We start from the raw sequence: 25,311 nt of genomic DNA, 5'->3' as shown, positions 1-25,311 counted from the left end.
ATGAACAAGGGGCATGACTCAGCGGTGGGATGCGCTACACTCCTCCTATGCGCTGGATTGTGGCTGTATTGATATTTCTCTCGGGTGCGGCTGCGGCGCAGGAGCGGCGGCCAAGCCATTGTATTGCCCTCGCCGACGCAGCACCTGGGATTGAATATCTGCACAAGGCCGCGTGGCAGGATCCGGTGCCGGAGTTTTCGGTGCGGATCAGCTATGTCGCGCATGCCTCCTTTCTGATCCAGACTGCGGGTGGGTTGAACGCGGTCACGGATTTCACCGGGTTCATCGGCAGCGCTGATCTGATCCCTGATGTCGTGACGATGAATCACGCACACAGCACCCATTGGACGGCGCATCCGGACCCGGCCATTCCCCATGTGCTGCCGGGGTGGGGTGAGTTTGGGCAGGGGATCGACCATCATCTGGATCTGGGCGAGATGCTTGTTCGCAATGTCTCGACCGATATCCGGTCGTCCTTTGGTGGGGTCGAGGAGAAGGGGAACTCGATTTTCGTGTTCGAGGTCGAAGGGTTGTGCATCGGTCACTTGGGGCATTTGCATCACGTGCCTTCGGATGAACAGTTTGCTGCTTTGGGGCGTCTGGATGTTGTGATGGCGGCCGTGGATGGCGGGACGACCATGCCTCTGCCCGAGATGATCTCGGTCCTCAAGCGGCTGAAAAGCTCGGTGATTATTCCCATGCATTGGTTTTCAGGGTTCTCGCTGGATCGCTTTCTCGTCGATATTCGCAATGACTTCCCGGTTGTACGCGAAGGTGTGTCAGAGCTGACCGTCTCGCTGCGCAGTTTGCCGGACCGGCCCACAGTTGTCGTGCTAGAGCCGCAATATCTGATCGATCTGGAATAGGGCTTGCCGGTCGCGCGCATGTTGGGCAAGGAAGGCGAATGGATTTGAACCCCGCAGATGCCAAGCTTGCTGACGCCATTCGCGCTGAATTGGGCGATGATGTGTTGCGTCCGGTTTCTGAACGTTACCTGGAAGAGCCGCGCAACAGGTTTGCGGGCGAAATTGGGTTGTTGGCCCTGCCGCGCAACGTGCAGGACGTGGCGGCGCTGGTACGGCTTGCCTCGGGTGCGCGCGTGCCGGTTGTGCCCTATGGCGGCGGCACGGGCTTGGTAGGTGGGCAGGTCATGACCTCTGGTCCGGCACCTTTGTTGATCTCACTGGAGCGTATGACCGCCATTCGCGCGGTTTATCCAACTGAAAACGTAATGATTGCCGAGGCTGGGGCCGTTCTTGAGGACGTGCAGGCCGCAGCAGAGGCGGCGGACAGGCTGTTTCCCCTGTCTCTGGCCGCGCAGGGATCGTGTCGGATCGGGGGCAACCTCGCGACCAACGCCGGGGGCGTCAACGTGCTGCGATATGGTAATGCACGTGATCTGTGTCTGGGGCTAGAGGCGGTGTTGCCCTGCGGTGAAATCTGGCATGGGCTGAGCCGGTTGAGAAAAGACAACACGGGCTATGATCTACGCAATCTGTTGATCGGGTCCGAGGGGACGCTGGGGATCATAACCGCCGCCTCCCTTAAGCTGTTTCCACGTCCGGCTGAGGTAGGGACAGCGATGTTTCAAGTGGCCTCGCCCGAGGCCGCGATCGACCTGCTGGCCCTTGCGCGCGATTTGGTGGGCGAGACGGTCAGTTCGTTTGAACTGATCCACCGGCAAGGGTTGGATTTCCTGACCGAGGTGCTGCCCGATGTGCGCCAGCCATTCGATACGCCGCCCGAATGGAGCGTGCTTATCGAGCTTGGATTGGCGGCCGGGCAGACCGCGTCTGAGCGTTTGGAGGCGATTTTCGCTGCTGCGGAGCCTCGGGGTCTTGTCCAAGATGGCGTGATTGCCCAGAGCGAGGCGCAGCGCCGCGCGCTTTGGGCCGCGCGTGAGCGTATCCCTGAGGCTAACCGCCTGATCGGGTCCGTCTCGAGCCATGATATATCGGTCCCGATCTCGACCATCCCCGTGTTCATTCGGCAAGGGGCCGAGGTGATCGGCGCCCTGGGTCCGTTCCGTATCAACTGTTTCGGGCATTTGGGCGATGGCAACCTTCACTACAACGTCTTCCCGCCAAAGGGTCAGAGCCGCGATGCCTTTGATGGCCACCGCAAAGCGGTGAAGAGCGCGGTTCATGATCTGGTTCACGCGTTTGACGGCTCGGTCAGCGCGGAACACGGGGTAGGGCGGTTGAAGGTCGAGGACCTAGAGCGCTATGGCGATCCCGTCAAACTTCAGGCGATGCGAGGGATCAAGGCTGCGTTGGACCCAAAAGGGATCATGAATCCCGGAGCGATCCTGAAGGCGTAGACACGGCCCGGACGATGGACGACCCGGACCGTGTCTGCTTGCTTTACGACTTGCTTTACGATGCGGGCAGAATGACCTTGTCGATCACGTGGATCACGCCGTTTGATGTCTCGATATCGGCCTGAACGACGTTGGCGTCATTCACCATCACGCCCGAATCCAGATCAATCGTGATATCGCCGCCCTGTACCGTGGCTGCGGTCATGTCGTCAGACAGATCGCCCGACATCACTTTGCCCGGCACCACATGGTAGGTCAGCACGGCGACCAACTGGTCTTTGTTTTCGGGCTTCAGCAGGTCGGCCACTGTGCCTTCAGGCAGAGCTGCGAACGCTTCATCCGTAGGGGCGAACACGGTGAAGGGACCTTCGCCTTTCAGAGTGTCTACAAGTTCGGCGGCCTGAACGGCGGCGACGAGGGTTTCAAAGCTACCGGCTGACACGGCGGTATCGACGATGTCTTTACCATGGCCGTCTGCCATTGCGGATGTGCCCAACAGAATCGTTGCGACGCTGGCGACTGCGAGTTTGCGGAACATTTTGTGGTCTCCCAAATTAGAAATGCTTCAAGCAGCATCAATCGGGATACGGCGCACAACACGTTCGGATCACGCCATCTGCGCAAAGAATTGCCTTGAACGATCGCGAAACAGCGCTAAGCCAACGCTGTTTCAAATTTCAATACAATAATATGTGAGTTTTTTCGGCTCACAGTCCTTCGAATTCACATAGGACATGAACATCCATGCCCATATCCTCAAGCACTTTGCGCCCGCCCAGTTCCGGGAGGTCCACTATAAACGCGCAAGAGATGATCTCCCCCCCCAGCCGCTCGATCAGTTTGATGCCAGCGCCAGCGGTGCCGCCGGTTGCCAAGAGGTCATCGACAACCAAGACCTTCTCGCCGGCTTGGATGGCGTCATCATGGATCTCGACGATCGCTTCGCCATATTCCAATTTGTAGTCCTGGCTGATCGTGGTGCCGGGCAGCTTACCCTTTTTGCGGATGGGAACGAATCCGACGCTCAACTGATGCGCAATGGCGCCACCCAAGATGAAGCCGCGCGCCTCAAGTCCGACGACCTTGTCGATCCGCTCGCCCGCATAGGGGTGCAGCATCTGGTCGATGGCCATGCGAAATCCGCGCGGATCGGCAAACAGGGTGGTGACATCGCGAAACATGATCCCTTCGTGGGGGAAATCGACGATGGTTCGGATGTAATCCTTGACCGAGCTGTTTCTGGACATAAGGCACCCCTTTGGCATCAGAACACGCGGGGGTGTTTGGCCTATTGGGGTCAGCCTTGCAAGGAGAGAATGCCGCCTGCGCCTATCTGCGCCGGTTCGGGACGGCCTTTGATAGCCCGTAGTACCGGTACAGCGTGGCGGGCAGCCACGACAGGTGAGGTTTGCGCCAATTGCGCTGGTCTCTCAAAAGAAATGCCTGAGCCGCATGAAGGTTCATTGCCAAAATCCTTTTTTTGTTGTTAGGTGCCCGATATCTACATCCTATATGCTATGTATATACATTGCATCGCGGAGAGAATCAAGTAGTTTGCGGGATCAAGGCGCGTGGCGAAGAAAGACGGTAAGGGTTCTACCAAGAAAAACAGTCAGTTGGTGTTGCGTCTGGACAAGGACGAACGTGATGCTTTTGTCGAATTGTGCAAAGAGCTGGACACGTCAGCTGCACGCGAAATCCGCCGCTTTATCCGCGGATTCATGAAGGAACACGCAGACGATTAGGCGGGTCGCCGCAGAACAGCCGTTGCCACTCCCATACCGATCAGAGCCAGACCTCCGAACCGTGTCATTGCGTTGATCACGCCAGCGCGGCCTATCATGAGCCGCAGTCGATCAGCCAAAAACGCATAGGCCAGCGCGTTCAGCCACGCGAGACCCACGAAGGTCGCGATCAAGATTGCGAATTGAGGACTCAAGGGCTCGGCCGGGCGCAGGAACTGCGGGACGAAAGCGATGAAAAAGGCGATAGATTTCGGGTTCAGGGCGGTAACCGCCGCTGCATGCCCGAAAACTCCACGCGCAGTGACGTCTCGCCCTGTATCGACCGGGTTCAAACCGCTCGATGGTGCGCTGCGCAATAGTTTGATGCCCAGCCAGACCAGATAGGCGGCCCCGATCCATTTTAACACGGAAAACAACGTGGCAGAGGCCAGAACCAATGCGCCCAGCCCCAATAGAGACGCTGTCATCGCGACAAGATCACCAACGGCGACACCGGTGGCCGAGGCAACCGCCACGCTGCGCCCTTTTGATAGCGCATAGCTGAGAACCAACAGCACGGTCGGTCCGGGGATCAGCAGCAACGCGGTCGATGCGGCCACAAAGGCCAGCCAGAGTTCTAAAGACATGGTTCTTCCTGTTCCTGTTCGCCTCGCAGCAAGCCCTCACACAGGGCAGGCGTCAAGCGGTTTCAGCCTCGCGCAGAAATTCTAAAGGCCGGATTAAGCCTTATACATCTCTCTTGAATCCCGCGCATCAATGCCCAGACTGGTAAGACGGATGAACGGAGGCCCCGATGGAGCAGACTCAAAACCTGACGCACGACCACACAGCGCGGCTGAGAAAAGGCGCGTTTGTCCTGATTGTGGTGATCGCGGCGCTCTATGTGTTGGCCGTGGTTTATATGTATGTGAATCAGCGCGATCTGCTGTTCAAACCATCCGGCGTGTTACCTGAACCCAGCTCGGTCGGTTTGGCGGATGTCGAGGTTCTGTCGCTGCCCATGTCGGATGGCACCGATCTGACGGTCTGGTCCGCGCCTACAGTGGCTGAGGATGCGCCGACCGTTCTGTTTTTCCACGGACAAAGCGGTAACCTGGGGGACCGCGCCGACCGGCTACGTGAAATCCTGAACAGCGGCTTCGGTCTGCTTGCGCCAAGTTATCGAGGGTTCCCCGGCAGCGATGGCACTCCGTCCGAGGCCGCTTTCGTCGCTGACGGTCTGGCCCTTTATGACCAGTTAATCGCACAGGGCCAATCGGTTGTGCTCCACGGTCAGAGCCTTGGAACCGGCGTCGCGGCCGCTGTTGCTGCGCAGCGCCCCGAAGCGGAACTGCTGGTCTTGGAAGCACCCTTTACGGCAACCGTTGATGTCGCGGCCGAGCGCTACCCTTGGCTGCCCGTCTCACTTCTCATGCACGACAAGTTTGCCACACGCGACATTATCGGTCAGATCGAGGTGCCGACGCTGATCTTCCACGGCACCGAGGACATCGTGGTCCCGCCACATCACGGAACAGCGCTTGCCGAAGGAAGCGAAGCGGAATTGTTCATGATCGAGGGCGGCACCCACAATGATCTCTGGTCGCATGGCTTGTGGCAGACCGTACAGGACAATCTGTTGCCACAGTAAGGCTACAGAACCCGGCCCGCCACCGCGTCCAGCTTAGCCAGCACGGTCAGGTCGCGATCTTCCGGGGCCGTCAGGATTGCATGGTCCAGGGCCCTGTCGCACCCATGCGGGCACGGCGTCCGGATCGGACCCAGCAACGCCGGTAGTCCTTTTACCAAAGCCCGGCCCTTTTCTGCATTCCCGGTGAGGGTTGCGATAATCGAGGTCACGTCGACCTCGCCATGATCAGGGTGCCAGCTGTCATAGTCAGTGACCATCGCGACCGAGGCATAGCAAAGCTCAGCTTCGCGGGCGAGTTTTGCTTCCGGCATGTTGGTCATGCCGATCACATCGCAGCCCCACTGTTCGCGGTACATCTTGGACTCGGCCAGGGTCGAAAACTGCGGCCCCTCCATCGCCAGATAGGTGCCGCCGTGATGCACGGTTATGCCTGCAGCTATTCCGGCCTCTTCGCAGGCATTCGACAGGCGCGGGCAGGTCGGATGCGCCACGCTGACATGGGCCACGCAGCCAGTTCCGAAAAAACTTTTCTCGCGTGCAAATGTGCGGTCGATGAACTGATCCACGATTACGAAATCACCCGGTGCCATATGCTCGCGGAACGATCCGCAGGCAGAGACCGAGATCACATCCGTCACCCCCAGCCGCTTCAACGCGTCTATATTGGCGCGATAGGGGACTTCGGTCGGTGAATGGATGTGTCCACGTCCATGGCGCGGCAGGAACACCATGTTGACCCCGTCCAATGAGCCGGTCAGAACCTCATCGGAGGGCGCTCCCCATGGCGTATCGACCCGGACCCACTCCGCATTTTCCAGGCCGTCGATGTCGTAAATGCCTGATCCGCCGATAACGCCGATTTTTGTTTGGGTCACGTTGGGTCTCCGCTGCTCAATCCGTGCGGGAAAACTCTGCGGGTCGCAGGCGAAATTGGCAAGTGGTCTCAGCCATTTGCACCGTTTCGTCGCGAGTTGTGGTGTTAAGCTATGCGGTTGACGCATATCAGGGTCCCGCTGGGCGCGGTATCTCTTGGGTGCTTTGACAGGTAAAAGGCCCTCTTCCGCGCGAACATAAAGACCCACAGGACCGTCCCATGCCCCGAGCCATGCTGGCAAGTTTTGCCAACCGTATTGCCAAGCCCGATCTCCGTTGGGTGCCCGATGAGGGCCTGACCGTGTCACGCCTGCGGATTGAGCTGCTGTCAGGATTGACCGTCGCCCTGGCGCTGGTGCCCGAGGCTGTGGCCTTTGCCTTTGTCGCGGGCGTGCATCCTCTGGTCGGTCTCTACGCGGCCTTCATGGTCGGCCTGATCACTGCGCTAATCGGAGGTCGCCCCGGCATGATTTCGGGCGCAACGGGCGCGTTGGCGGTCGTGATGGTGGCGTTGGTCGCGCAGCATGGGGTCGAGTACTTGTTCGCAACGGTGGTTTTGATGGGCATCCTGCAAGTGATTGCCGGTGCGATGCATTGGGGGCGTTTCATTCGCCTTGTACCGCATCCGGTGATGCTGGGCTTTGTGAACGGTCTGGCGATTGTGATCTTTCTGGCGCAGATGGGCCAGTTCAAGGTCCCTGGAACTATGGAAAACACCGGCCATGGGATGAGTGGGGGCGAGTGGCTCTCGGGCATACAGCTTTATACCATGTTGGGCCTCGTCGCGCTGACCATGGCGGTGATCTGGATCATGCCGCGGATCACACGGATCATTCCGGCCCCGCTGGCGGGTATTCTGGTGGTTGCAGCGCTGGTGATCGGCTTTGGTCTGGACGTGCCACGCGTCGGTGATCTGGCCTCGATCGAGGGGGGCTTGCCTGCCTTCCACATCCCGATGGTGCCGCTGAACTTTGAAACGCTTGAGATCATCCTGCCCTATGCGGTCATTCTGGCCGCAATTGGCCTGATTGAATCTCTGCTGACTCTGAACCTTGTGGGCGAGATCACTAACAAACGCGGTGGTGCCTCGCAGGAATGCATCGCGCAGGGTGTCGCGAACGTCGCAACCGGCTTCTTCGGAGGCATGGGCGGTTGCGCCATGATCGGTCAGTCGATGATCAACGTGAAGTCCGGCGGCCGCACCCGGATCGCGGGTATCGCGGCTGCTCTGTTCCTTCTGATCTTCATCTTGTTCGCCTCGCCGCTGATCGAGCAAATCCCGCTGGCTGCGCTGGTTGGCGTAATGTTCATGGTGGTGATCGGGACCTTCGCCTGGAACTCATTCAAGATCATGCGCAAGGTGCCTTTGATGGACGCCTTCGTGATTGTTCTGGTGACTGTAGTTACGGTGATGGAAGACCTTGCGGTTGCGGTTGTCGTTGGCGTGATTGTTTCGGCCCTGGCCTATGCGTGGAATAACGCCAAGCGTATCCATGCTGTAACCCGCGACTCTGAGACGGAAAAGGGCGCGAAAGTCTATGAAATCCAGGGGCCGTTGTTCTTCGGTTCGTCGGACGGATTTGTTGAGCTGTTCGACGTTCCGAACGATCCTGACGTGGTCATTGTGGATTTCGCCGAAAGCCGCGTGGTCGATCAATCAGCCCTTCAGGCCATCGAAAACGTTGCTGCAAAATACGAGACTGCGGGCAAGCGCGTGATGCTGCGCCATCTTAGCCACGACTGCCATAAGCTGCTGAACAAAGCGGGCCACTTGATGGTCGATAGCGACGATGACCCGGATTACGGCTTGGCCGTGGACTACTCGGTCCGTACCGGCATCCTGGGCGGCCACTGAGGTATTTGCGAGGCTCTGCCTCGCGCTCCGAGATATTTGTTGGCCAGATGAAAGAAGGATCCCTCTGCTTCATCTGGCCAGAAATATCTCGGGGGAGTCGCCCCGCAGGGCGGCGGGGGCAGCGCCCCTTAGGGGCAGGCCTCAATCATCAGGCCTGTTCAGTGAAAACAACTCGGTGACAACGGCATAGTCTCGGTAGCCAAGCCGCGCCAAAGGCTGGAAGGTTGTCACGTCGAATTTGCCATCCTTCAGGCAATCGTCACGCAGATGGACCCCGGTCACTTCGCCAAAGACAACGCGGTTCGCCTCACCGGGTAGAGTCGTGATCTCGGTCAGCTTGCATTCCAGCGCAGCGGGCGCATCTGCTACGCGTGAGCAGGCGATGGTTTCGCACTCGACCGCCGTCAGGCCTGCATGGGCAAATTCGTCGGTTTCCTTTGGCAGTCCGGCAGAACTGGCGTTCATCGCATCCCGGTGGGCAAAGGCTACGATGTTCACGCAGAATACGCCCGTTGCCTCAATATTGGCGATGCTATCCTTGCCGCCGTCCTGATCGTGCTTGGTTCCTGTTGTGGCAAACATCACCTGTGGCGGGGTGTAGGCAACCCCGTTGAAGAATGAGTAGGGGGCCAGGTTGTTGATCCCATTTGCGTCGCGCGACGAAATCCATCCGATGGGGCGCGGGGTGATGATGGCGTTGAACGGGTTGTGCGGCAGGCCGTGGCCGTCTTCGGGGCGATAGAACATATGGTCTCCAAGCGTTTGCCCAAGGCGTAACGAAGTGCTAGGGCGATTGCCAGCTAGGAAAAGAGGGCAGGCGTGCAGCACTTCGCGATCAGGCCGGAAGAGCCGCAGGATTGGTGGGAGGTCGAGGCCCTCTATGATCTGTGCTTTGCGCCGGGGCGCGAGGCGCTTTCCTCTTACCGTTTGCGCGATGATGTGCCTCCGGTAGCCGGTTTGTCTTTGGTTGCCCGCGATGGGCAGGGAATTCTGGCCGGAGCGATCCGGTTCTGGCCGATCCACGTTGGCGATCATGACGCCTTGCTGTTGGGACCTGTCGCGGTTCATCCAACGCATCAAGGCGAGGGGCTTGGCGGTTACCTTATCAACTCCGGCGTTGAAACGGGACGGGAAATGGGTTGGGATCGTGTCATGCTGGTAGGCGACGCGCCATATTACGCCCGGTTCGGTTTCACGCCATTGACGGGGGTTGAGATGCCGCCGCCGACCAACCCAGAGCGTGTTTTGGGCATGGCTCTGAGCCCCGGAAAGTGGGACAATATTACCGGAGCCGTAACCCGCTGGACGCGCTGAGCTATTGAAACACCGCGCCTAAATTCCGATCTTTCAAGGAACGGAGGGTTCGGATGCAGGATGTTATACTGATCGACAGTGTTGACGCGGATGCGGAATTGGATCGCTTGGCGAAACACTACCGCTCGGCCGGTGGGGCGGGTGTAAAACTGCTCAACGCTTTGGGCGGCTCGGCGGAATCCCTGCTGGACCAACTGCCCGAACCCTTGCGCGACGGCTTGACCGGAGCGACCGAACAAGCCCTTTGGATGGCAATGCAGGCGGCACAAGGCTCGCGGCAGGTCGTGCCCGATCAGGCCCCTTGGGTGAACACTGCCGTGACGACGGCGATGGGCGCTGCGGGCGGATTGGGTGGCCTGTCTACCGCTTTGGTCGAGTTGCCGGCGACCACGGCCATGCTGTTGCGCTCAATCCAGGGCGCGGCAGCGCGCGAAGGCTTTGACCCGGCTGAAGAAAACGTGAAATTCGACTGTGCTCGGGTGTTGGCGGCAGCGGGTCCCTTGTCGCACGATGACGGAGCGGATCTGGGGTTCTTTTCCGTGCGCCTGACGCTGACAGGCCCCGCGATGAAGAAACTGATTGCGGCTGTGGCGCCAAAGCTCTCGGTTGTGTTGGGGCAGAAACTGGCGGCGCAATCCGTACCGGTTCTGGGGGCGCTTGCTGGGGGTGGCGCGAACTACATCTACACCCGGTATTACCAGCAGATCGCGCATGTTCACTTTGGTTTGCGCCGGTTGGCGATGGACGCAGATATCTCGCACGATGTTCTGGTTCGCAGGCTGAGTGCGCGTATGTAGCGGTTAAATTTGGTCGCTGCCGCATCATGTGGTATACTGACTTTAACAAGCCGCGATACAAGAGCTTAATAGAAGACGCGGTATACAGGCACTGATCTGATGCGAAAGTGAGTGCGGCGCGATGAAAGTTTCTCGGGCGTCCAGTCTAGACCTAAATGTGGGGCGGGTTCCGGTCCTGCCTCAGGCAGCAGCTGTGTGCTATCGCCTGTCGCGGGGTCGTCCTGAAGTTCTTTTGATCACCTCCCGCAAGGCGCAGCGCTGGATCATCCCGAAGGGGTGGTTGATTGATGGTTTAAGCGCATCGGAAACTGCGGCTCAGGAGGCTTGGGAAGAGGCGGGTGTGATTGGCACATGTGTTCCGTTCAAGCTTGGTCAGTTCTCGATGGCCAAAACCTGCGCCAAGCGTGGACCGGTTCTGTGCGCGGTGGATGTCTACCCGCTGCATGTGGATCAGGTTCAGAATCAGTTTCCCGAGACAGGGCAGCGGAAACGCAAATGGTGTACGCTTCAAAAGGCCGCATCGAAAGTCAACTCGCCCGATCTTGCCGCTATTTTGCGCAAGTTTGCGCCCCGGATACACTAAACTTAATACTGAGAGACTTGATATTGGAGTTTCGGTCGGTATCTATTCGCCAACCGACATTTTGGACGGACCATGATTCAATACGCGTTGAAGTGCAGCAAGGGCCATAGTTTCGACAGCTGGTTCCAATCTGCCGAAGCATACGACAAGCTGGCAGCCTCGGGCATGGTGACATGCGCGGTATGTGGATGTGCGCATGTTGAAAAGGCGATCATGACTCCGCGTGTCCGGCCTGCGCGGGATGCGCAGAAAACGGCGCAAATGCCAAAACCGTCGTCAGATGATATCAACGTGACCAGCACCCCTACTGAAGTTGAACGTGTCTTGGCCGAACTACGCCGCAAGGTCGAAGAAAACTCTGACTATGTGGGCCATGACTTCGCTTCGGAGGCGCGCAAGATGCATCTGGGCGAAGCACCCGAGCGCTCGATCTATGGCGAAGTGAAGCCGGATGAGGCGAAATCCTTGATCGAAGACGGGGTGCCGGTTGCGCCACTGCCCTTTATTCCCAGCAGAAAGACAAACTGACACATGCATATCGTGATTACCGGAGCCAATCGGGGAATTGGACGGGCTCTGGCAGAGCGGTATCGCGCGCAGGGTCGTGAGGTTACGGGAACTGCGCGGGATGGCAGTGCCGAAGTTCAATTAGACGTAGCCGATCCGGCGCATCAAGCGGCCATGGCTGACCAGCTAAAAGGGCAGCCCGTCGACCTGTTGATTTGCAATGCGGGCGTTTATCTGGACAAAGGTCACAGCATTGATGACTACCCCGCCGAGATGTGGGCGCAGAGTTTTGCCGCCAATGTCACTGGCGTTTTCCTGACTGTGCAGTCCCTATTGCCCAATCTGCGGGCGGCTGGCGGACGGATTGCGATCATGTCGTCTCAGATGGCCTCGCACACCCGCGCGCCAGGCGGCAGCTATATCTACCGCGCCTCCAAGGCGGCGGCGTTGAATTTGGGGCGTAATCTGGCGGCCGACTTGAAGGCGGATGGCATTGCAGTGGGCATTTATCACCCCGGTTGGGTGAAGACCGACATGGGTGGCTCAGCGGCGGACATCCAAGTGGATCAGGCCGTCGCTGGCCTGATGGAGCGTTTCGATGCGCTGTCGCTGGACAACACAGGTTGTTTCGAAACCTACGACGGGAAGCCTCACGCCTACTGAGTGTTCAGCGCGGCCTTGGGCAGTTCATACACTTCGCCGGGTTCGATGAAAATCACCATGATGTCGCCCCGAACTTCATGGTTGATCGGTGAGGGCGAGCTGCTGGAATCTGGAATGCCATCGGTAAAGTAAATTCTGCGAACATCACCGCCGGGCAACATCACGGCCAATGTTGCGGTGCCATCATCGCGGCGGCGCAGTTCGGCATTGCAGCTTTGCAGCGGATCTCCGGCTCTGCCGGCGCAGGGAACCGTACCCAGCGCGTTCTGTCCATCGGTGCCAGCCACGCTGGCTTGCTGGGACAGGGCGGGGGATGCGATTACGGCAAGGACGGTTGCGAAACGAAGCATGAATAACCTCTTGGAATTGCTTTAGCGCTAGGCTGACATTGCGTTTTCGGAAAGTAAAGCGGCCCCTTGACGCAATATCTGTTATGCAGCGCCCCTTGCTCTTGGTGTCCCCCTCGCATATGAGGCTCGGGACTTTAAATCCAAGGCGCGGAGACACTTGCCCCCATGCCCGTACTCGTGATGAAATTCGGTGGCACATCGGTTGCCAATCTTGACCGCATCCGCCGCGCGGCAAAGCGCATCGGCGTTGAGGTGGCAAAGGGCTATGACGTCATCGTCATCGTCTCGGCAATGTCCGGCAAAACCAACGAATTGGTGGGGTGGGTTAACGAGACCTCGCCGCTGTTCGACGCCCGCGAGTATGATGCTGTGGTGTCGTCGGGCGAAAACGTCACCGCCGGCCTGATGGCGCTGACGTTGCAGGAGATGGAAATTCCGGCGCGCAGCTGGCAGGGCTGGCAGGTGCCGCTGCTGACCAATGGCGCGCATTCCTCGGCCCGGATCGAGGAAATTCCGACCGACAACCTGAACCAAAAGTTCGGCGAAGGCATGAGGGTGGCCGTGGTTGCCGGTTTCCAGGGTATCAGCCCCGAAGGCCGGATCACGACGCTGGGCCGTGGCGGTTCGGACACGACCGCTGTTGCCTTTGCTGCCGCGTTTGAGGCCGAGCGCTGCGATATCTATACGGACGTCGATGGCGTCTACACGACCGACCCGCGCATCTGCGAAAAGGCGCGCAAGCTGGATCGGATTTCGTTCGAGGAAATGCTCGAACTGGCGTCGCTGGGCGCGAAAGTGCTGCAAACCCGCTCGGTCGAGCTGGCGATGCGCTATAAGGTGAAACTGCGCGTTCTTTCAAGTTTCGAAGAACAATCCGACGAGGCCGGTACACTGGTCTGCGACGAGGAGGATATCATGGAATCCAATGTTGTGGCCGGTGTGGCCTATTCCCGCGACGAAGCCAAGATGACCGTCGTTTCCGTGGCCGACCGCCCCGGCATCGCCTCGATCATCTTCACCGCGCTCAGCGATGAGGGCGTGAATGTGGATATGATCGTCCAGAACATCTCGGATGAGGGGCGCACGGATATGACCTTCTCGTGCCCAACCGATCAGGTTGCGCGCGCCGAAAAAGCGCTGCTGGCGATCAAGGATGCGGGTGAGCTGAACTATGCCGAGCTGGTGGCCGACGAAGACGTCTGCAAGGTTTCGGTTGTGGGCATCGGCATGCGCTCGCAATCGGGTGTTGCGGCCAAGATGTTCAAGGTTCTCTCGGATGAGGGGATCAACATCAAGGTCATTACAACCTCCGAGATCAAAATTTCCGTCCTTGTCGACAGGAAATACATGGAACTTGCTGTTCAGGCACTGCATGATGCCTTTGAACTGGACAAGGCGGCCTAAGCTCATCGGCCAAAGGTTTCGCCTGACGCACTAATTGGGTTGGGCCATGGCGGACGGTACGGAAACAGAATCCCGCAAGCTGCTGGTTCGGCTGCGCGAGGAAATGGCGAGCGAGGCGGCCGGTCAGGAGCGTCTCGACCGCATCACGCAGCTGATTGCGGACAGCATTCGCTGCGAGGTCTGCTCGATCTATCTGTTCCGTGACGAAGAAACCCTTGAGCTTTGCGCGACTGAAGGTCTCTCGCCCGAGGCGGTTCACCAGACCCGGATGCGTCTGGGCGAAGGTCTTGTGGGCCGCGTGGCCAAATCTGGCAAGGTCGTGAATACGGCGGATGCGCCCGCAGCCAAAGGGTTCCGGTTCATGCCGGAAACGGGCGAAGAGCGTTTTTCCTCATTCCTCGGCGTGCCGGTACAGCGGCTCGGTCAGAAACTGGGCGTTCTGGTGGTGCAGTCCCGTGACGCGCGTGAATTCTCCGCCGATGAGATCTATGCGCTGGAAGTGGTGGCGATGGTTCTGGCTGAGATGGCCGAACTGGGTGCCTTTGTCGGTGAAGGCGCGGCCCTGTCTCCCTTGCACCAGCAATCTGTGCAATTGACCGGCGGTCCGGCGCAGGAAGGGTCTGCCGAAGGGCATGTCTGGCTGCACGAGCCGCGCGTTGTCGTGACCAACCCGATTGCCGAAGACCCGCACCGCGAAAGCGAGCGGTTGAATGAGGCGGTCGAGGAGCTGCGTGTCGGCGTCGACAAGATGCTCGAAATCTCACAGAACGGTGACAAAGAGCAACTAAAAGTTCTGGAAGCTTACCGTATGTTCGCCAATTCCAAGGGCTGGATGCGGAGGATGGAGGAAGACATCGCCCTCGGTCTCAGCGCCGAGGCCGCGGTGGAGAAAGAGCAGTCGCAAGCACGCGCCCGTATGGGGCAGGTGACCGATCCCTATTTGCGGGAACGGCTAGCGGATCTGGATGACCTCAGCAATCGCTTGCTGCGTATCCTGACGGGTCAGGGCAAGACCGACAGTGCCGATCTACCACCTGATCCGATCCTCATCGCCCGCAACATCGGCCCCGGAGACCTTTTGGAATATGGCCGGTCCCTGAAGGGGATCGTGCTCGAGGAGGGCTCGGTCGGCAGCCACGCCACGATTGTTGCCCGCGCATTGGCGATCCCTTTGGTCGTGCATGTCGGGCGGATCACGACCGAGGCTCTGAATGGCGACCACATTCTGGTCGATGGGGATAACGGCGTTGTCCATCTGCGTCCCGAAGACTCGGTGGTCAGCGCGTTTCGCGACAAGATCGCGATGCAGGCCAAGGCGCAGGAACGCTATGCCTCGATCCGGGAGACGCCGACGGTTACGCAGGATGGCGCGCGGATCAACATGGCGATGAACGCAGGCCTGATGGCCGATCTGCCCTCGCTCGGGAACTCGGGCGCGGAAGGGGTTGGTTTGTTCCGGACCGAGCTGCAATTCCTGATCCGTAACCAGATGCCGAAACGGTCTGAGCTGGTGACCCAATACCAGCGGGTTCTGGACGCGGCCGGAGAAAAACGCGTTGTGTTCCGGACCCTCGATATCGGGTCGGACAAGGTTCTGCCCTACATGAAGCACGTGGCCGAACCGAACCCTGCGCTGGGCTGGCGTGCGATCCGTGTTGGTCTGGACAAGCGCGGCGTAATGCGGATGCAGCTGCAGGCCCTGTTGCGCGCCGCCAATGGCCGCCCACTGACCATCATGTTCCCCTTCGTTGCGCAGGCCGAGGAGTTCCGCGAGGCCCGATGGGAGGTCAACAAAACCATCGAGCGTGAAAAGCGTCTTGGCCATATCCTGCCGGAAACGCTCGAAGTGGGGGCGATGCTGGAAACGCCGTCGCTGGCGTTCTCACCGCAAAAGTTCTTTGATGAGGTGGATTTCATCTCGATCGGGGGCAACGACCTGAAACAGTTCTTCTTTGCCGCCGACCGTGAAAACGAGCTGGTGCGCCGTCGATATGACACGTTGAACGTCAGTTTCCTCAGCTTCATCGAACGCATCGTGGAACGCTGCAACATCTCGGATACGCCGCTGAGTTTCTGTGGCGAGGACGCCGGTCGTCCGGTTGAGGCGCTGTGTCTGGCTGCGATGGGGATCCGCACCTTGTCCATGCGCCCGGCTTCGATCGGACCGGTCAAAAGCCTTTTGCTGAGATCGAACCTGCAGGAAGTCCGCAAGATCATCGCGGATGCGCGTCATCGTGGTGAGCAATCCGTGCGCCCGGCGGTAATGGAGTGGTTGCGGTCGCAATCGTGACCCATCAGTCGGCCTATTGGGGATTCCGGGCTTGATTTTTATTTCAAGGTTCCGTATCCAACCGTGGAAATGTTAGCGATAACATTCAGGGCCGCACCAGCGACCCCCATCGCGACTGAGGTTCTGCTTCTTGAGGCAGGAAGCATAAAAGGAAGCTGATCATGGTTTCACGCGTCATCCCGGTAGACCCGTTCGACCTCGTGCTGTTTGGCGCGACGGGCGATCTGGCACAGCGCAAGATCTTGCCGGGGCTGTATCACCGGTTTGAAATGGGTCAGATGCCGGAAGGCGCGCGGATCATCGGGACCGCCCGATCCGACATGGACAGTGACGGGTTTCGGGACCAGTTGCGCGCGTCGATGGACAAATTCGCGCCGAGCTACGACAAGGACACTCTGGATCGATTTCTGACGCATGTTGACTATGTGCCGGTGGATGCGCTGGGCGATGCGGGCTGGTCCGATCTGGCCAAAGCCTTGCGGCCTGACGTGGTGCGGGCTTTTTATCTGTCAGTGGGTCCCAGCTTGTTCTCAGGCATTGCGCAGCGTTTGAACGATCACGGGCTTGCCACGCCTGATAGCCGGATCGTGGTGGAAAAGCCCTTCGGTCATGATCTGGCCTCGGCCAAGGCTTTGAACGAAGGTCTGCGCGCCTGTTTCGAAGAACACCAAATCTACCGGATCGACCACTATCTGGGTAAGGAAACCGTGCAGAACCTGATGGCGCTGCGCTTTGCCAATTCGCTGTTCGAGCCGCTGTGGAACGCGACCCATGTCGATCACGTGCAGATCACTGTGGCCGAGACTGTCGGTGTCGAGGGGCGCGGTGCATACTACGACCAATCCGGCGCGATGCGGGATATGATCCAGAACCATCTGGTGCAGCTTCTCTGTCTGACCGCGATGGAGCCGCCTTCGAAATTCGCGCCCAACGCGGTGCGGGATGAAAAGGTTAAGGTGATCGAAGCGCTGGAGCCGGTCGAGCCGAAGGATATCGCGCGCGGCCAATATCGCACAGACAAGGGGGGCGACGGTTACCTCGATCATGTCGGCGATCCTGCCAGCCGCACCGAAAGCTTCATTGCGTTGAAGGCTCATATCGGCAACTGGCGCTGGGCGGGCGTGCCGTTCTACCTGCGTACCGGTAAACGCCTGAGGGCACGCGAGTCCGAAATTGCTGTGTTCTTCCGCGACCCGCCGCATACGATTTTCCCCAATGTGGGGCCTCTGCACGGCAATGTGCTGGTGATCCGTCTGCAGCCGGACGAAGGCATCACGCTGCGCACCACGATCAAGGAACCGGGGCAGGGCGGGTTCCGTCTGTCCGACGTGGCGCTCGACATGAGCTTTGCCGATGCGCTGGGCGATGGCGCGCAATCGCCAGATGCCTATGAGCGCCTGATCATGGATGTGATCCGCGGCGATCAAACCCTGTTCATGCGCGGGGATGAGGCCGAGGCCGCCTGGGCCTGGGTTGATCCCATCATTCGCGGCTGGGAAGAGCGTGGCGACAAGCCCGCAAAATACGATCAGGGCAGTTCAGGGCCCGAAGAAGCATTGATGCTGATGCATCGCGATGGACGCCGCTGGCGTCAGATCGGAGGGTAGTCATGGTCAATACAGTTATTTCGGACGTCACCAAACGCATCATCGACCGCAGCGCCGACCTGCGCGGCCCGCATCTTGAGCGGATGGAACAGGCCAAATCCAAAGGCCCCGCCCGTGGGCATCTGTCCTGTAGCGGTCAGGCGCATGCTTATGCCGGTGCGGGTGAAGATCAGAACTCGATGGCGACCGGTACGGCTGGGAACCTTGGCATCGTCACCGCCTATAACGACATGCTCTCGGCCCACCAACCGTTCGAGCGGTATCCCGAGCTGATCCGTCAGGCGATCCGCTCGGCAGGTGGCACAGCGCAGGTCGCAGGCGGGGTTCCCGCCATGTGCGACGGCGTAACCCAAGGCGAGGCGGGGATGGAGCTGTCGCTGTTCTCGCGCGATGTGATCGCGCTGGCAACGGGCGTGGCTCTCAGCCACAACACCTATGACGCGGCTGTGTTTCTGGGGGTCTGCGACAAGATCGTGCCCGGACTGATCATCGGCGCGCAGGCCTTTGGCCATCTGCCGGCCGTCTTCCTGCCGGCTGGTCCGATGACCAGCGGTCTGCCCAACGACGAAAAGGCCAAGGTCCGCCAGCAATTCGCTGCCGGAGAGGTTGGTCGCGACGCCCTGATGAAGGCTGAAATGGCAGCTTACCATGGCCCCGGCACCTGTACTTTCTACGGCACCGCCAACACCAACCAGATGCTGATGGAGTTCATGGGCCTGCACCTGCCGGGCTCAAGTTTCGTCAATCCCAACACGCCTCTACGCGATGCCCTGACCGAGGAGGGCGCGCGCCGCGCCCTGTCTCTCAGCGCGTTGGGCAATCACTACACACCAGTTTGTCAGATCCTCGATGAACGCGCCTTCGTCAATGGTATCGTTGGCCTGATGGCCACGGGCGGTTCGACCAACCTGCTGATCCACCTGATCGCCATGGCGCGCGCAGGCGGTATCGTTCTGGATTGGGAGGATTTTTCCGACATCTCCGCAGTGGTCCCTCTGGTCGCGCGGGTCTATCCCAACGGTCTGGCCGATGTGAACCACTTCCACGCCGCTGGAGGCTTGGGCTTTACCATCAGCACGCTGTTGGACGATGGGTTGTTGCACCCCGACACACTGACCGTCGCGGGGCAGGGGCTTCACAACTACACCAAAGAACCCAAGCTGAAAGATGGCGAGTTGGTCTGGGAAGACGGCGCTGGTCACAGCCTGAATGAAAAGATTGTGCGCCCGGCCAAGGACCCGTTCCAGCCTACCGGTGGCCTTTCGCGCCTGACCGGAAATCTGGGCACGGGCGTCATGAAGGTCTCGGCCGTGGCACCCGAACATCAGGTGGTCGAAGCGCCCGTCCGTGTGTTCCACGACCAGAACGACGTCAAAGCCGCCTTCAAGGCCGGAGAATTCACCGATGATGTCATCGTCGTTGTTCGGTTCCAGGGCCCGAAGGCCAACGGCATGCCCGAGCTGCATTCGCTGACACCGATACTGTCGATCCTTCAGGGCAGAGGCCAAAAGGTCGCTCTGGTCACCGATGGCCGCATGTCTGGTGCGTCGGGCAAGGTTCCCGCCGCCATCCACGTCTGCCCCGAGGCGCTGGACGGTGGTGCCATCGGCTATCTGCAAGACGGTGATCTGCTGCGCGTCGATGCGGTCAAGGGTGAGCTTGAAATCCTCACACCCGGCGTCCTTGACCGCAGCCCAGCGACCGCTGATCTGTCTGCAAACCAGCACGGCGTCGGCCGCGACCTCTTCGGCGCGTTCCGCCAGAATGTCGGGTCCGCCGACACAGGTGCCAGCATTTTCGGAGTTTAACCCATGTCCAAAACCCAACGCACCCGCGAGATCTGCGCACTGGCCCCAATCGTTCCGGTACTGGTCGTGGATGACGCCGCCCACGCCCGCCCCTTGGCCGAGGCGCTGGTCGCAGGTGGTCTTCCTGCGCTCGAAGTCACCCTGCGCACCTCTGCCGCGCTGGACGTGATCCGCGCCATGGCCGCTGTGCCCGGAGGCGTCGTGGGCGCAGGCACGCTGGTCACTCCCGAAGACGTCCGCGCCGCCAAAGAGGCAGGTGCGCAGTTCGGGGTCTCACCCGGCGCGACCGACGCCCTGATCACCGCATGTGAAGCCGAAGGCCTGCCCCTTCTGCCCGGCGCGGCCACCGCGAGTGAGGCCATGGCCCTGCTGGAAAAGGGCTATGACATGCTGAAATTTTTCCCCGCCGAGGCCTCGGGCGGTGCACCGGCCCTGAAAGCCATAGGGGCGCCCCTGCCTCAGATCACTTTCTGCCCCACAGGCGGAGTATCGCCCTCAAATGCCCGCGACTACCTTTCGTTGTCCAACGTGGTCTGCGCCGGTGGCAGCTGGGTCGCGCCAAAGCAGATGGTTCAAGAGGGCGACTGGTCCGGGATCGAAGCGCTTGCACGTGAGGCGACCCTCCTGACGGATTGACGCCGCAAGGCGAAACGCTAGGGTAGGCCTCAAGTTAAGCAGGTTACCCTCATGAAAAACCAAACCTCCCTCGTGCATGGGCGCGAGTATCTGGCCATTCCCGGCCCTTCGGTGATGCCCGACGCGGTGCTGCAGGCTATGCATCGCCCGTCGCCTAATATCTACGATGGCGCGTTGATTGAGATGATGCCCGCGCTGACGCAGGACCTAAAGCGCGTGGCCCGTACCCAGCACGACGTCGCTATCTATATCGCCAACGGCCACGGCACGTGGGAGGCTGCGCTTTCGAATGTGATCGCCCCCGGAGAAACCGTTCTGGCCCCAGCCTCGGGTCGTTTCACCCATGGCTGGGCAGAGATGGCCGAGGGGATCGGCGCAAAGGTCGACCTGCTAGACTTCGGATTGTCTTCACCCTGGGATCTCGACCGTATCGCCGAGGCGCTGAACGCCGATAAAGAACACAAAATCAAAGCCGTACTTGCCGTCCACGTGGATACCTCCACCTCGATCCGGAATGACATTCCGGCCTTACGCGCTCTGCTGGATGACTTGAACCATCCCGCACTCCTGATGGCCGACTGTATCGCCTCAATGGGGTGCGACCGGTTCGAGATGGACGCGTGGGGCGTCGATGTCACAGTCACAGCCTGCCAGAAGGGCCTGATGACCCCGGCGGGCACCGGCTTTGTCTTCTTCAACGACAAAGCGCAGGCGAAACGCACTGCAATGCCCCGCGTTTCGCAATATTGGGATTGGCAACCGCGTGCCAACCCCGAGCTGTTTTATCAGTATTTCAACGGCACCGCGCCCACCCATCACCTCTACGGCCTGCGCGCCGCGCTGGACCTGATCCATGGCGAAGGGCTCGAAAACGTCTGGGCCCGCCATGAGCGTCTCGCCAAGGCCATCTGGGCCGCCTGCGATGTCTGGGCGCAAGGCGGAGCGCTTCATTTCAACGTCACCGACCCGACCCATCGCAGCCATGCGGTCACCGCCCTCCGCCTGACCGAGGGGCGTGGCACTCCGCTGCGCAACTACACCGAAAACCAGCTTGGTCTGACGCTGGGCATCGGCTTGGGAATGGAGGATTGGGACGGCTGCTTCCGCCTGGGCCATATGGGGCACGTCAACGCTCAGATGATCATGGCGATGCTAGGCGGCATGGAGACCGCCATGGCGGCACTTGATATCCCCCGCGGTCAAGGCGCGCTCGAAGCCGCCGCCGCCACATTGGCCACATAGCGCCGATCCGCCTCTTCATCTGGCTGAAAATATCCTCGGAGGGAATCGCGCCTTGGCGCGATTGGGGGGGGGCAGACGCCCCCCCCTATACCGCGCGAGCTTGCGCCAAGGCCAAAGGCAGGGCCGCCTCTAAAGCCGCCAACTCTGGCTCTCCACCACAACTCACGCGAATACACCGGTTCTGCGGGGCCGCAAATGGCATTCGCACAAACACACCCTGTTCGACGAGAGAGGCCAGCACGGCCCTCGCAAATACCCCGTCACGCCCGCAGTCAATCGCAACGAAATTCGTGGCCGAAGGCAACGGGATCAAACCGTTGGCCTGCGCAATGCGTCCGATACGCTCCCGAGCCTCAGTGATCCGAGCCTGCACTTCTGACAGCCAGTCGCCATCCTCAAGTGCCGCCAGCGCTCCGGCTTGTGCAGCCCGGTTCATGCCGAAATGGTTGCGCACCTTGTTGAACGCCGCAATCAATTCGGGGGCACCGATGGCATAGCCCACCCGCGCGCCTGCCATTCCATACACTTTCGAAAACGTCCGCATCCGGATCACGCGCGGATCATCGGCGGCAACAGGCGCAGCAGTGCCGCCCGGCGCGCATTCGACATAGGCCTCGTCCAGAACCAGCAGGCATCCTGTGGGCAAAGCCTCCAGCGCGGCCACGATATCGGCGCCCGTATGCCAGCTTCCCATCGGGTTGTCGGGGTTGGCCAGATAGACCAGCTTGGCATCCACCTCTGCGGCCTTGGCAAACAAAGCGGTAGGATCTTCACGATCGTCGCGATAGGGAACCTTGTGCAACTCTCCTCCGAAGCCCGCTACATGGTAGTTAAAGGTGGGATAGGCCCCGTCAGAGGTCACAACCGCATCGCCCGGCCCGATTAACAGCCGCACCAGGTAGCCCAACAGCCCGTCAATGCCTTCGCCCACCACGATATTCTCGGGTGTAACCCCGTGATGTGCAGCCAACGCATGGCGCAGATCGTGATTCTCGGGATCACCATACATCCAGATCTCACTGGCGTCCCGTTGCATCGCTTCGATGGCACGGGGAGAGGGGCCAAATATGCTCTCATTCGCGCCAAGCCGTGCCTTGAAGGGGGCACCGCGTTGGCGCTCCTGCGTTTCCGGCCCCACAAACGGGACGGTTGCGGGGAGGGATTGGGCGAGCGATGTGTAGCGAGGTTTGGTCATAGGCGCAGATAAGCCCACCGTGCGGGTTGCTGCAAGCCCGAGCCTCGACATGCCTCAACGTCGCGGTGGAACTGCAAGCACATTCGGGGCAGTCTTGTAAAGACTGCAAATCAAGGAGGTCCGGAATGGCGCGCGTATCTGTCGAGTACAAGGATCACATCGCTCATGTCACGCTCACGCGCGGCGACAAGATGAATGCTCTGGACGAGGCGATGATCAAGGCGCTGCTGGCCGCTGGGCAAGAGGTTGCGGCCTCAGACGCCCGCGCCGTGGTCCTGTCGGGTGAGGGCAAAAGCTTCTGCGCCGGTCTCGACATGGCGAGTTTCGCGAAAATGGCCCATATGGACCCGACCGAATGGCTCATGAAACGCAGCCACGAGGACGCCAATGAGATGCAAGAACTGGCCCTGATCTGGCGGCGCATCCCTGTTCCTGTCATCTGCGCGATCCAAGGCGCGGCCTATGGGGGCGGCCTGCAGATCGCTCTGGGCGCGGATATCCGCATCGCCCACCCCGAGGCGAAGCTGGCAGTGATGGAGATGAAATGGGGCATCATCCCCGATATGGGCGGCATGGTTCTACTTCCGAAACTGGTCCGCTCAGACGTTTTGCGGCTGCTGACCTTTACCGCGCGCCCCATTGGGGCTGCACAGGCGGCCGACTGGGGCTTGGTCACCAAGCTGTCCGATGATCCACAGACCGAAGCACTGGCCTTGGCTGAAAACATCGCCTCGCAAAGCCCCTCAGCCATCCGCGCCGCCAAGCGCCTCATAGATTTCGCCGAAACCAATCCGCGCGCCGATGTGTTGCTGGCCGAGTCTTCGGAACAGGTGGATCTGATTGGAAAACCCGACCAGATGGAGGTCGTGATGGCGCAGATGCAAGGCCGAAAGCCCGAGTTCAAGTAATCACCGCATGAATGCGCGCCGCGCGTCTCGGGCCATGTTGTAGCGCATTTCGAGATCGGCGATCTTTGACATCGTGGCTCTACGGGTCTCAGGATCGGTCAGCTTGGCATACTCCTTGCGGACCTCGTCCAACTGTTTTTTGATGTCGAACTCCTCGGGCAGTACCCCGGCCTGCGCCATGATCCTATGACCGGCCGCAATGGCGGGGTCGCTTTGCGCTTCTCCAGAGCGATCAGGAAGAGGCGCACCTTCGCCCTGGAGACCCTGCAATTGACCTTCAGCCTGGGCCTTCTTGATCTGGCGTTCAACCAGTTTTCCAAGTGATCCGAACATGGGCGCAGGATAACTTTTTCAGTCGTGGGGAGAAAGGGATCATCGCAGTTTGGTGGTCAAGATGTAGGCGACGCCCCCAGCCATCAAGCCCCAGACCGCAGCGCCCAGACCGAACACCGTGATCCCAGAGGCGGTGATGGCGAAGGTCAGGATCGCGGCTTCGCGTTCAGCGGGTACTTCCAGTGCTGCGAAGGTGGCGTTGGCCATAACGCCAATCAGGGCCACGCCAGTCAGCGTACCCATCAGAAGCGGGTCGGCATGGGCGGCAAAGCCGGTGATCGCCACGGCGAAGATACCGAAGACGCAGTAGAAAACGCCCGCCATGATTGCCGACCAATAGCGCAAACTACGGTCCGGGTGGCTGTCTTCGTTCGAACACATCGCGGCAGTGATGGCCGCCAGACAGGTGGCGGGGGCTCCAAATGGGGCTGACAAAATACTTGCCCCTCCGACGGAGGAGAACAGCTTGCCGGGGGCGGGCGTGTAGCCAAAGCTGCGCATCACCGCGATGCCGGGTATGTTTTGGGTTGCCATTGTGACGACGAACAGCGGCAGGCCGATGCCGATAGCTGACGCAAGCGAGAATGAGGGCATCGTCCAGACAGGCGCGGCCAGATAGGCCTCGGGCCGGACGGACGCACCATCGGCGCTGAACACAACCATCAGCGCTGCTGCGACAACGGCTGCCGGAACAGCAAAAAGACGGTTGAGACGCCCGGCGATGAACCATGTCAGGATCACGGGCAGAGCCTGCCAGGGTAGCTCAACAGCCGCTTTGAACGGGACAATACACAGGGGCAAGAGCACTCCGCCGAGCATCGCCTGCGCCAGAGTGGTCGGAATCGCAGCGGCCAGACGTCCCAGGGGTTTCCAAAGCCCGGCCAAAATCGTCAAGGCTCCGGCGCAGAGGAAGGCTCCAATTGCGCCTGAGAAGCCTGCGACTGGGGTGGCTGAAACCGCCAGCAACGCCGCTCCGGGGGTAGACCAGGCCACGCTGATTGGTTGCCGGTAACGAAGGCTGAGAACAATCGCGGCCAGCCCCATTGCAATCGCAGCACTCATCAGGCCTGAGGCTGCTTGGCTTGGTGATGCGCCCATCGCAGCCAGCCCTTGCAGCACGATGGGAAATGAGCTGAAGAACCCGACAATGGCGACTACCAGTCCGGTTGAGACGGTCTGCATCGGAGGGAAAGGTCGTGCCATAGGGGCCTCGGAGGGTTGTTATTCCGAAGTGCTAACAAGCGCGGGCTG

Annotated in this window: 26 protein-coding genes; 17 read left to right on the top strand and 9 right to left on the bottom strand. The window is 60.1% G+C overall.

The genetic code is table 11. The features are described from left to right. The first annotated feature begins 47 nt into the window (after positions 1–47). Positions 48–866, top strand: a complete 819-nt coding sequence (locus ACR0KL_RS07535; RefSeq protein ID WP_170677302.1) for an MBL fold metallo-hydrolase — start codon at positions 48–50, stop codon at positions 864–866. 38 nt (positions 867–904) lie between these two features. Beyond that, a complete protein-coding gene (locus ACR0KL_RS07530) occupies positions 905–2,320 on the top strand; it encodes an FAD-binding oxidoreductase (RefSeq protein WP_480776838.1) in 1,416 nt (471 codons plus the stop codon). 55 nt (positions 2,321–2,375) lie between these two features. On the opposite strand, the gene ACR0KL_RS07525 is transcribed toward ACR0KL_RS07530, so the two are convergent. Both ACR0KL_RS07525 and ACR0KL_RS07520 read right to left on the bottom strand, forming a co-directional pair. Continuing rightward, positions 2,376–2,858 carry a fasciclin domain-containing protein gene (locus tag ACR0KL_RS07525; RefSeq protein WP_170377886.1) on the bottom strand — a complete coding sequence of 161 codons (483 nt, stop codon included), beginning with the start codon at positions 2,856–2,858 and terminating at the stop codon, positions 2,376–2,378. Between the two features lie 169 nt (positions 2,859–3,027). Next, the gene (locus tag ACR0KL_RS07520; RefSeq protein WP_170462186.1) at positions 3,028–3,567 is read right to left on the bottom strand and encodes an adenine phosphoribosyltransferase; all 540 of its coding nucleotides are present in this window, start codon (positions 3,565–3,567) and stop codon (positions 3,028–3,030) included. 324 nt (positions 3,568–3,891) lie between these two features. On the opposite strand from ACR0KL_RS07520, the gene ACR0KL_RS07515 reads away from it, so the two are divergent. Next, positions 3,892–4,065, top strand: a complete 174-nt coding sequence (locus ACR0KL_RS07515) for a hypothetical protein (RefSeq protein WP_170377890.1) — start codon at positions 3,892–3,894, stop codon at positions 4,063–4,065. Here ACR0KL_RS07515 and ACR0KL_RS07510 read toward each other — a convergent pair. Beyond that, positions 4,062–4,691 (bottom strand): LysE family translocator, encoded by a 630-nt coding sequence (locus ACR0KL_RS07510; protein WP_170665669.1) that lies wholly within the window; start codon positions 4,689–4,691, stop codon positions 4,062–4,064. The two genes, ACR0KL_RS07515 and ACR0KL_RS07510, sit on opposite strands and share 4 nt — an antisense overlap. Before the next feature lie 167 nt (positions 4,692–4,858). Here ACR0KL_RS07510 and ACR0KL_RS07505 point away from each other — a divergent pair, with 167 nt between their 5' ends. Then, positions 4,859–5,695 carry an alpha/beta hydrolase gene (locus ACR0KL_RS07505; RefSeq protein WP_170677077.1) on the top strand — a complete coding sequence of 279 codons (837 nt, stop codon included), beginning with the start codon at positions 4,859–4,861 and terminating at the stop codon, positions 5,693–5,695. A 2-nt stretch (positions 5,696–5,697) separates the two neighbouring features. On the opposite strand, the gene ACR0KL_RS07500 is transcribed toward ACR0KL_RS07505, so the two are convergent. Next, entirely contained in the window at positions 5,698–6,570 is an 873-nt protein-coding gene (locus ACR0KL_RS07500; protein WP_170677079.1) for an S-methyl-5'-thioadenosine phosphorylase, read from the bottom strand. Between the two features lie 218 nt (positions 6,571–6,788). On the opposite strand from ACR0KL_RS07500, the gene ACR0KL_RS07495 reads away from it, so the two are divergent. Then, entirely contained in the window at positions 6,789–8,423 is a 1,635-nt protein-coding gene (locus tag ACR0KL_RS07495; RefSeq protein ID WP_170677081.1) for a SulP family inorganic anion transporter, read from the top strand. Between the two features lie 141 nt (positions 8,424–8,564). Here ACR0KL_RS07495 and ACR0KL_RS07490 read toward each other — a convergent pair whose 3' ends face one another. Beyond that, on the bottom strand, positions 8,565–9,170 hold the full coding sequence (locus ACR0KL_RS07490) for a flavin reductase family protein (protein WP_170377900.1): 606 nt from the start codon (positions 9,168–9,170) through the stop codon (positions 8,565–8,567). A 72-nt stretch (positions 9,171–9,242) separates the two neighbouring features. Between ACR0KL_RS07490 and ACR0KL_RS07485 the strand changes: the two genes are divergently transcribed. The 5 genes from ACR0KL_RS07485 (at position 9,243) to ACR0KL_RS07465 (ending at position 12,287) form a co-directional block, all read left to right on the top strand. Beyond that, a complete protein-coding gene (locus ACR0KL_RS07485; protein ID WP_170471917.1) occupies positions 9,243–9,737 on the top strand; it encodes a GNAT family N-acetyltransferase in 495 nt (164 codons plus the stop codon). 53 nt (positions 9,738–9,790) lie between these two features. Continuing rightward, complete coding sequence (locus ACR0KL_RS07480) at positions 9,791–10,534, top strand: EcsC family protein (protein ID WP_170677083.1); 744 nt, start codon at positions 9,791–9,793, stop codon at positions 10,532–10,534. A gap of 121 nt (positions 10,535–10,655) precedes the next feature. Then, positions 10,656–11,117, top strand: a complete 462-nt coding sequence (locus ACR0KL_RS07475) for an NUDIX hydrolase (RefSeq protein WP_170677085.1) — start codon at positions 10,656–10,658, stop codon at positions 11,115–11,117. Positions 11,118–11,189: 72 nt separating this feature from the next. Further along, on the top strand, positions 11,190–11,645 hold the full coding sequence (locus tag ACR0KL_RS07470) for a DUF1178 family protein (protein WP_170471911.1): 456 nt from the start codon (positions 11,190–11,192) through the stop codon (positions 11,643–11,645). A 3-nt stretch (positions 11,646–11,648) separates the two neighbouring features. Further along, the gene (locus ACR0KL_RS07465; RefSeq protein WP_170677086.1) at positions 11,649–12,287 is read left to right on the top strand and encodes an SDR family oxidoreductase; all 639 of its coding nucleotides are present in this window, start codon (positions 11,649–11,651) and stop codon (positions 12,285–12,287) included. Here ACR0KL_RS07465 and ACR0KL_RS07460 read toward each other — a convergent pair. Then, complete coding sequence (locus tag ACR0KL_RS07460) at positions 12,281–12,637, bottom strand: hypothetical protein (protein ID WP_170377907.1); 357 nt, start codon at positions 12,635–12,637, stop codon at positions 12,281–12,283. The genes ACR0KL_RS07465 and ACR0KL_RS07460 overlap by 7 nt on opposite strands. Positions 12,638–12,802: 165 nt before the next feature. Here ACR0KL_RS07460 and ACR0KL_RS07455 point away from each other — a divergent pair, with 165 nt between their 5' ends. The 6 genes from ACR0KL_RS07455 (at position 12,803) to ACR0KL_RS07430 (ending at position 21,624) form a co-directional block, all read left to right on the top strand. After that, positions 12,803–14,041 carry an aspartate kinase gene (locus ACR0KL_RS07455; RefSeq protein WP_170377908.1) on the top strand — a complete coding sequence of 413 codons (1,239 nt, stop codon included), beginning with the start codon at positions 12,803–12,805 and terminating at the stop codon, positions 14,039–14,041. Positions 14,042–14,087: 46 nt separating this feature from the next. After that, on the top strand, positions 14,088–16,331 hold the full coding sequence (ptsP, locus tag ACR0KL_RS07450; protein WP_480776837.1) for a phosphoenolpyruvate--protein phosphotransferase: 2,244 nt from the start codon (positions 14,088–14,090) through the stop codon (positions 16,329–16,331). 161 nt (positions 16,332–16,492) lie between these two features. Then, complete coding sequence (zwf, locus tag ACR0KL_RS07445) at positions 16,493–17,938, top strand: glucose-6-phosphate dehydrogenase (protein WP_170677090.1); 1,446 nt, start codon at positions 16,493–16,495, stop codon at positions 17,936–17,938. A 2-nt stretch (positions 17,939–17,940) separates the two neighbouring features. Beyond that, positions 17,941–19,746: a phosphogluconate dehydratase gene (gene edd / locus ACR0KL_RS07440; RefSeq protein ID WP_170677092.1), complete on the top strand. Its 1,806-nt coding sequence runs from the start codon at positions 17,941–17,943 to the stop codon at positions 19,744–19,746. Positions 19,747–19,749: 3 nt separating this feature from the next. After that, positions 19,750–20,382 carry a bifunctional 4-hydroxy-2-oxoglutarate aldolase/2-dehydro-3-deoxy-phosphogluconate aldolase gene (locus ACR0KL_RS07435; protein ID WP_170677093.1) on the top strand — a complete coding sequence of 211 codons (633 nt, stop codon included), beginning with the start codon at positions 19,750–19,752 and terminating at the stop codon, positions 20,380–20,382. Positions 20,383–20,433: 51 nt separating this feature from the next. Beyond that, positions 20,434–21,624 carry an aminotransferase class V-fold PLP-dependent enzyme gene (locus ACR0KL_RS07430; protein ID WP_170677094.1) on the top strand — a complete coding sequence of 397 codons (1,191 nt, stop codon included), beginning with the start codon at positions 20,434–20,436 and terminating at the stop codon, positions 21,622–21,624. 85 nt (positions 21,625–21,709) lie between these two features. On the opposite strand, the gene ACR0KL_RS07425 is transcribed toward ACR0KL_RS07430, so the two are convergent. Next, positions 21,710–22,819, bottom strand: coding sequence for a pyridoxal phosphate-dependent aminotransferase (locus ACR0KL_RS07425; protein ID WP_170677095.1), 1,110 nt, complete (start codon positions 22,817–22,819; stop codon positions 21,710–21,712). 125 nt (positions 22,820–22,944) lie between these two features. Here ACR0KL_RS07425 and ACR0KL_RS07420 point away from each other — a divergent pair, with 125 nt between their 5' ends. Next, on the top strand, positions 22,945–23,727 hold the full coding sequence (locus ACR0KL_RS07420) for a crotonase/enoyl-CoA hydratase family protein (RefSeq protein ID WP_170677096.1): 783 nt from the start codon (positions 22,945–22,947) through the stop codon (positions 23,725–23,727). Here the strand turns inward: ACR0KL_RS07420 and ACR0KL_RS07415 are convergent, their stop codons facing one another. Together ACR0KL_RS07415 and ACR0KL_RS07410 are read right to left on the bottom strand one after the other, a co-directional pair. Next, positions 23,728–24,060, bottom strand: a complete 333-nt coding sequence (locus ACR0KL_RS07415) for a DnaJ family domain-containing protein (RefSeq protein ID WP_170677097.1) — start codon at positions 24,058–24,060, stop codon at positions 23,728–23,730. 39 nt (positions 24,061–24,099) lie between these two features. Beyond that, positions 24,100–25,263, bottom strand: a complete 1,164-nt coding sequence (locus ACR0KL_RS07410) for a benzoate/H(+) symporter BenE family transporter (RefSeq protein WP_480554748.1) — start codon at positions 25,261–25,263, stop codon at positions 24,100–24,102. Positions 25,264–25,311 lie beyond the last annotated feature (48 nt).

Source organism: Ruegeria sp. C8 (assembly GCF_056537565.1).
The sequence above is the reverse complement of the archived record's forward strand: the minus strand, read 5'-3'. Positions and strand labels throughout refer to the sequence as shown.

Coding starts and splice junctions, on each gene's coding strand:
- ACR0KL_RS07535 (WP_170677302.1), top strand. CDS start 48: ATGCGCTGGATTGTGGCTGTATTGATATTTCTCTCGGGTGCGGCTGCG.
- ACR0KL_RS07530 (WP_480776838.1), top strand. CDS start 905: ATGGATTTGAACCCCGCAGATGCCAAGCTTGCTGACGCCATTCGCGCT.
- ACR0KL_RS07525 (WP_170377886.1), bottom strand. CDS start 2,858: ATGTTCCGCAAACTCGCAGTCGCCAGCGTCGCAACGATTCTGTTGGGC.
- ACR0KL_RS07520 (WP_170462186.1), bottom strand. CDS start 3,567: ATGTCCAGAAACAGCTCGGTCAAGGATTACATCCGAACCATCGTCGAT.
- ACR0KL_RS07510 (WP_170665669.1), bottom strand. CDS start 4,691: ATGTCTTTAGAACTCTGGCTGGCCTTTGTGGCCGCATCGACCGCGTTG.
- ACR0KL_RS07505 (WP_170677077.1), top strand. CDS start 4,859: ATGGAGCAGACTCAAAACCTGACGCACGACCACACAGCGCGGCTGAGA.
- ACR0KL_RS07495 (WP_170677081.1), top strand. CDS start 6,789: ATGCCCCGAGCCATGCTGGCAAGTTTTGCCAACCGTATTGCCAAGCCC.
- ACR0KL_RS07490 (WP_170377900.1), bottom strand. CDS start 9,170: ATGTTCTATCGCCCCGAAGACGGCCACGGCCTGCCGCACAACCCGTTC.
- ACR0KL_RS07480 (WP_170677083.1), top strand. CDS start 9,791: ATGCAGGATGTTATACTGATCGACAGTGTTGACGCGGATGCGGAATTG.
- ACR0KL_RS07475 (WP_170677085.1), top strand. CDS start 10,656: ATGAAAGTTTCTCGGGCGTCCAGTCTAGACCTAAATGTGGGGCGGGTT.
- ACR0KL_RS07470 (WP_170471911.1), top strand. CDS start 11,190: ATGATTCAATACGCGTTGAAGTGCAGCAAGGGCCATAGTTTCGACAGC.
- ACR0KL_RS07465 (WP_170677086.1), top strand. CDS start 11,649: ATGCATATCGTGATTACCGGAGCCAATCGGGGAATTGGACGGGCTCTG.
- ACR0KL_RS07460 (WP_170377907.1), bottom strand. CDS start 12,637: ATGCTTCGTTTCGCAACCGTCCTTGCCGTAATCGCATCCCCCGCCCTG.
- ACR0KL_RS07455 (WP_170377908.1), top strand. CDS start 12,803: ATGCCCGTACTCGTGATGAAATTCGGTGGCACATCGGTTGCCAATCTT.
- ptsP (WP_480776837.1), top strand. CDS start 14,088: ATGGCGGACGGTACGGAAACAGAATCCCGCAAGCTGCTGGTTCGGCTG.
- zwf (WP_170677090.1), top strand. CDS start 16,493: ATGGTTTCACGCGTCATCCCGGTAGACCCGTTCGACCTCGTGCTGTTT.
- edd (WP_170677092.1), top strand. CDS start 17,941: ATGGTCAATACAGTTATTTCGGACGTCACCAAACGCATCATCGACCGC.
- ACR0KL_RS07435 (WP_170677093.1), top strand. CDS start 19,750: ATGTCCAAAACCCAACGCACCCGCGAGATCTGCGCACTGGCCCCAATC.
- ACR0KL_RS07430 (WP_170677094.1), top strand. CDS start 20,434: ATGAAAAACCAAACCTCCCTCGTGCATGGGCGCGAGTATCTGGCCATT.
- ACR0KL_RS07425 (WP_170677095.1), bottom strand. CDS start 22,819: ATGACCAAACCTCGCTACACATCGCTCGCCCAATCCCTCCCCGCAACC.
- ACR0KL_RS07420 (WP_170677096.1), top strand. CDS start 22,945: ATGGCGCGCGTATCTGTCGAGTACAAGGATCACATCGCTCATGTCACG.
- ACR0KL_RS07415 (WP_170677097.1), bottom strand. CDS start 24,060: ATGTTCGGATCACTTGGAAAACTGGTTGAACGCCAGATCAAGAAGGCC.
- ACR0KL_RS07410 (WP_480554748.1), bottom strand. CDS start 25,263: ATGGCACGACCTTTCCCTCCGATGCAGACCGTCTCAACCGGACTGGTA.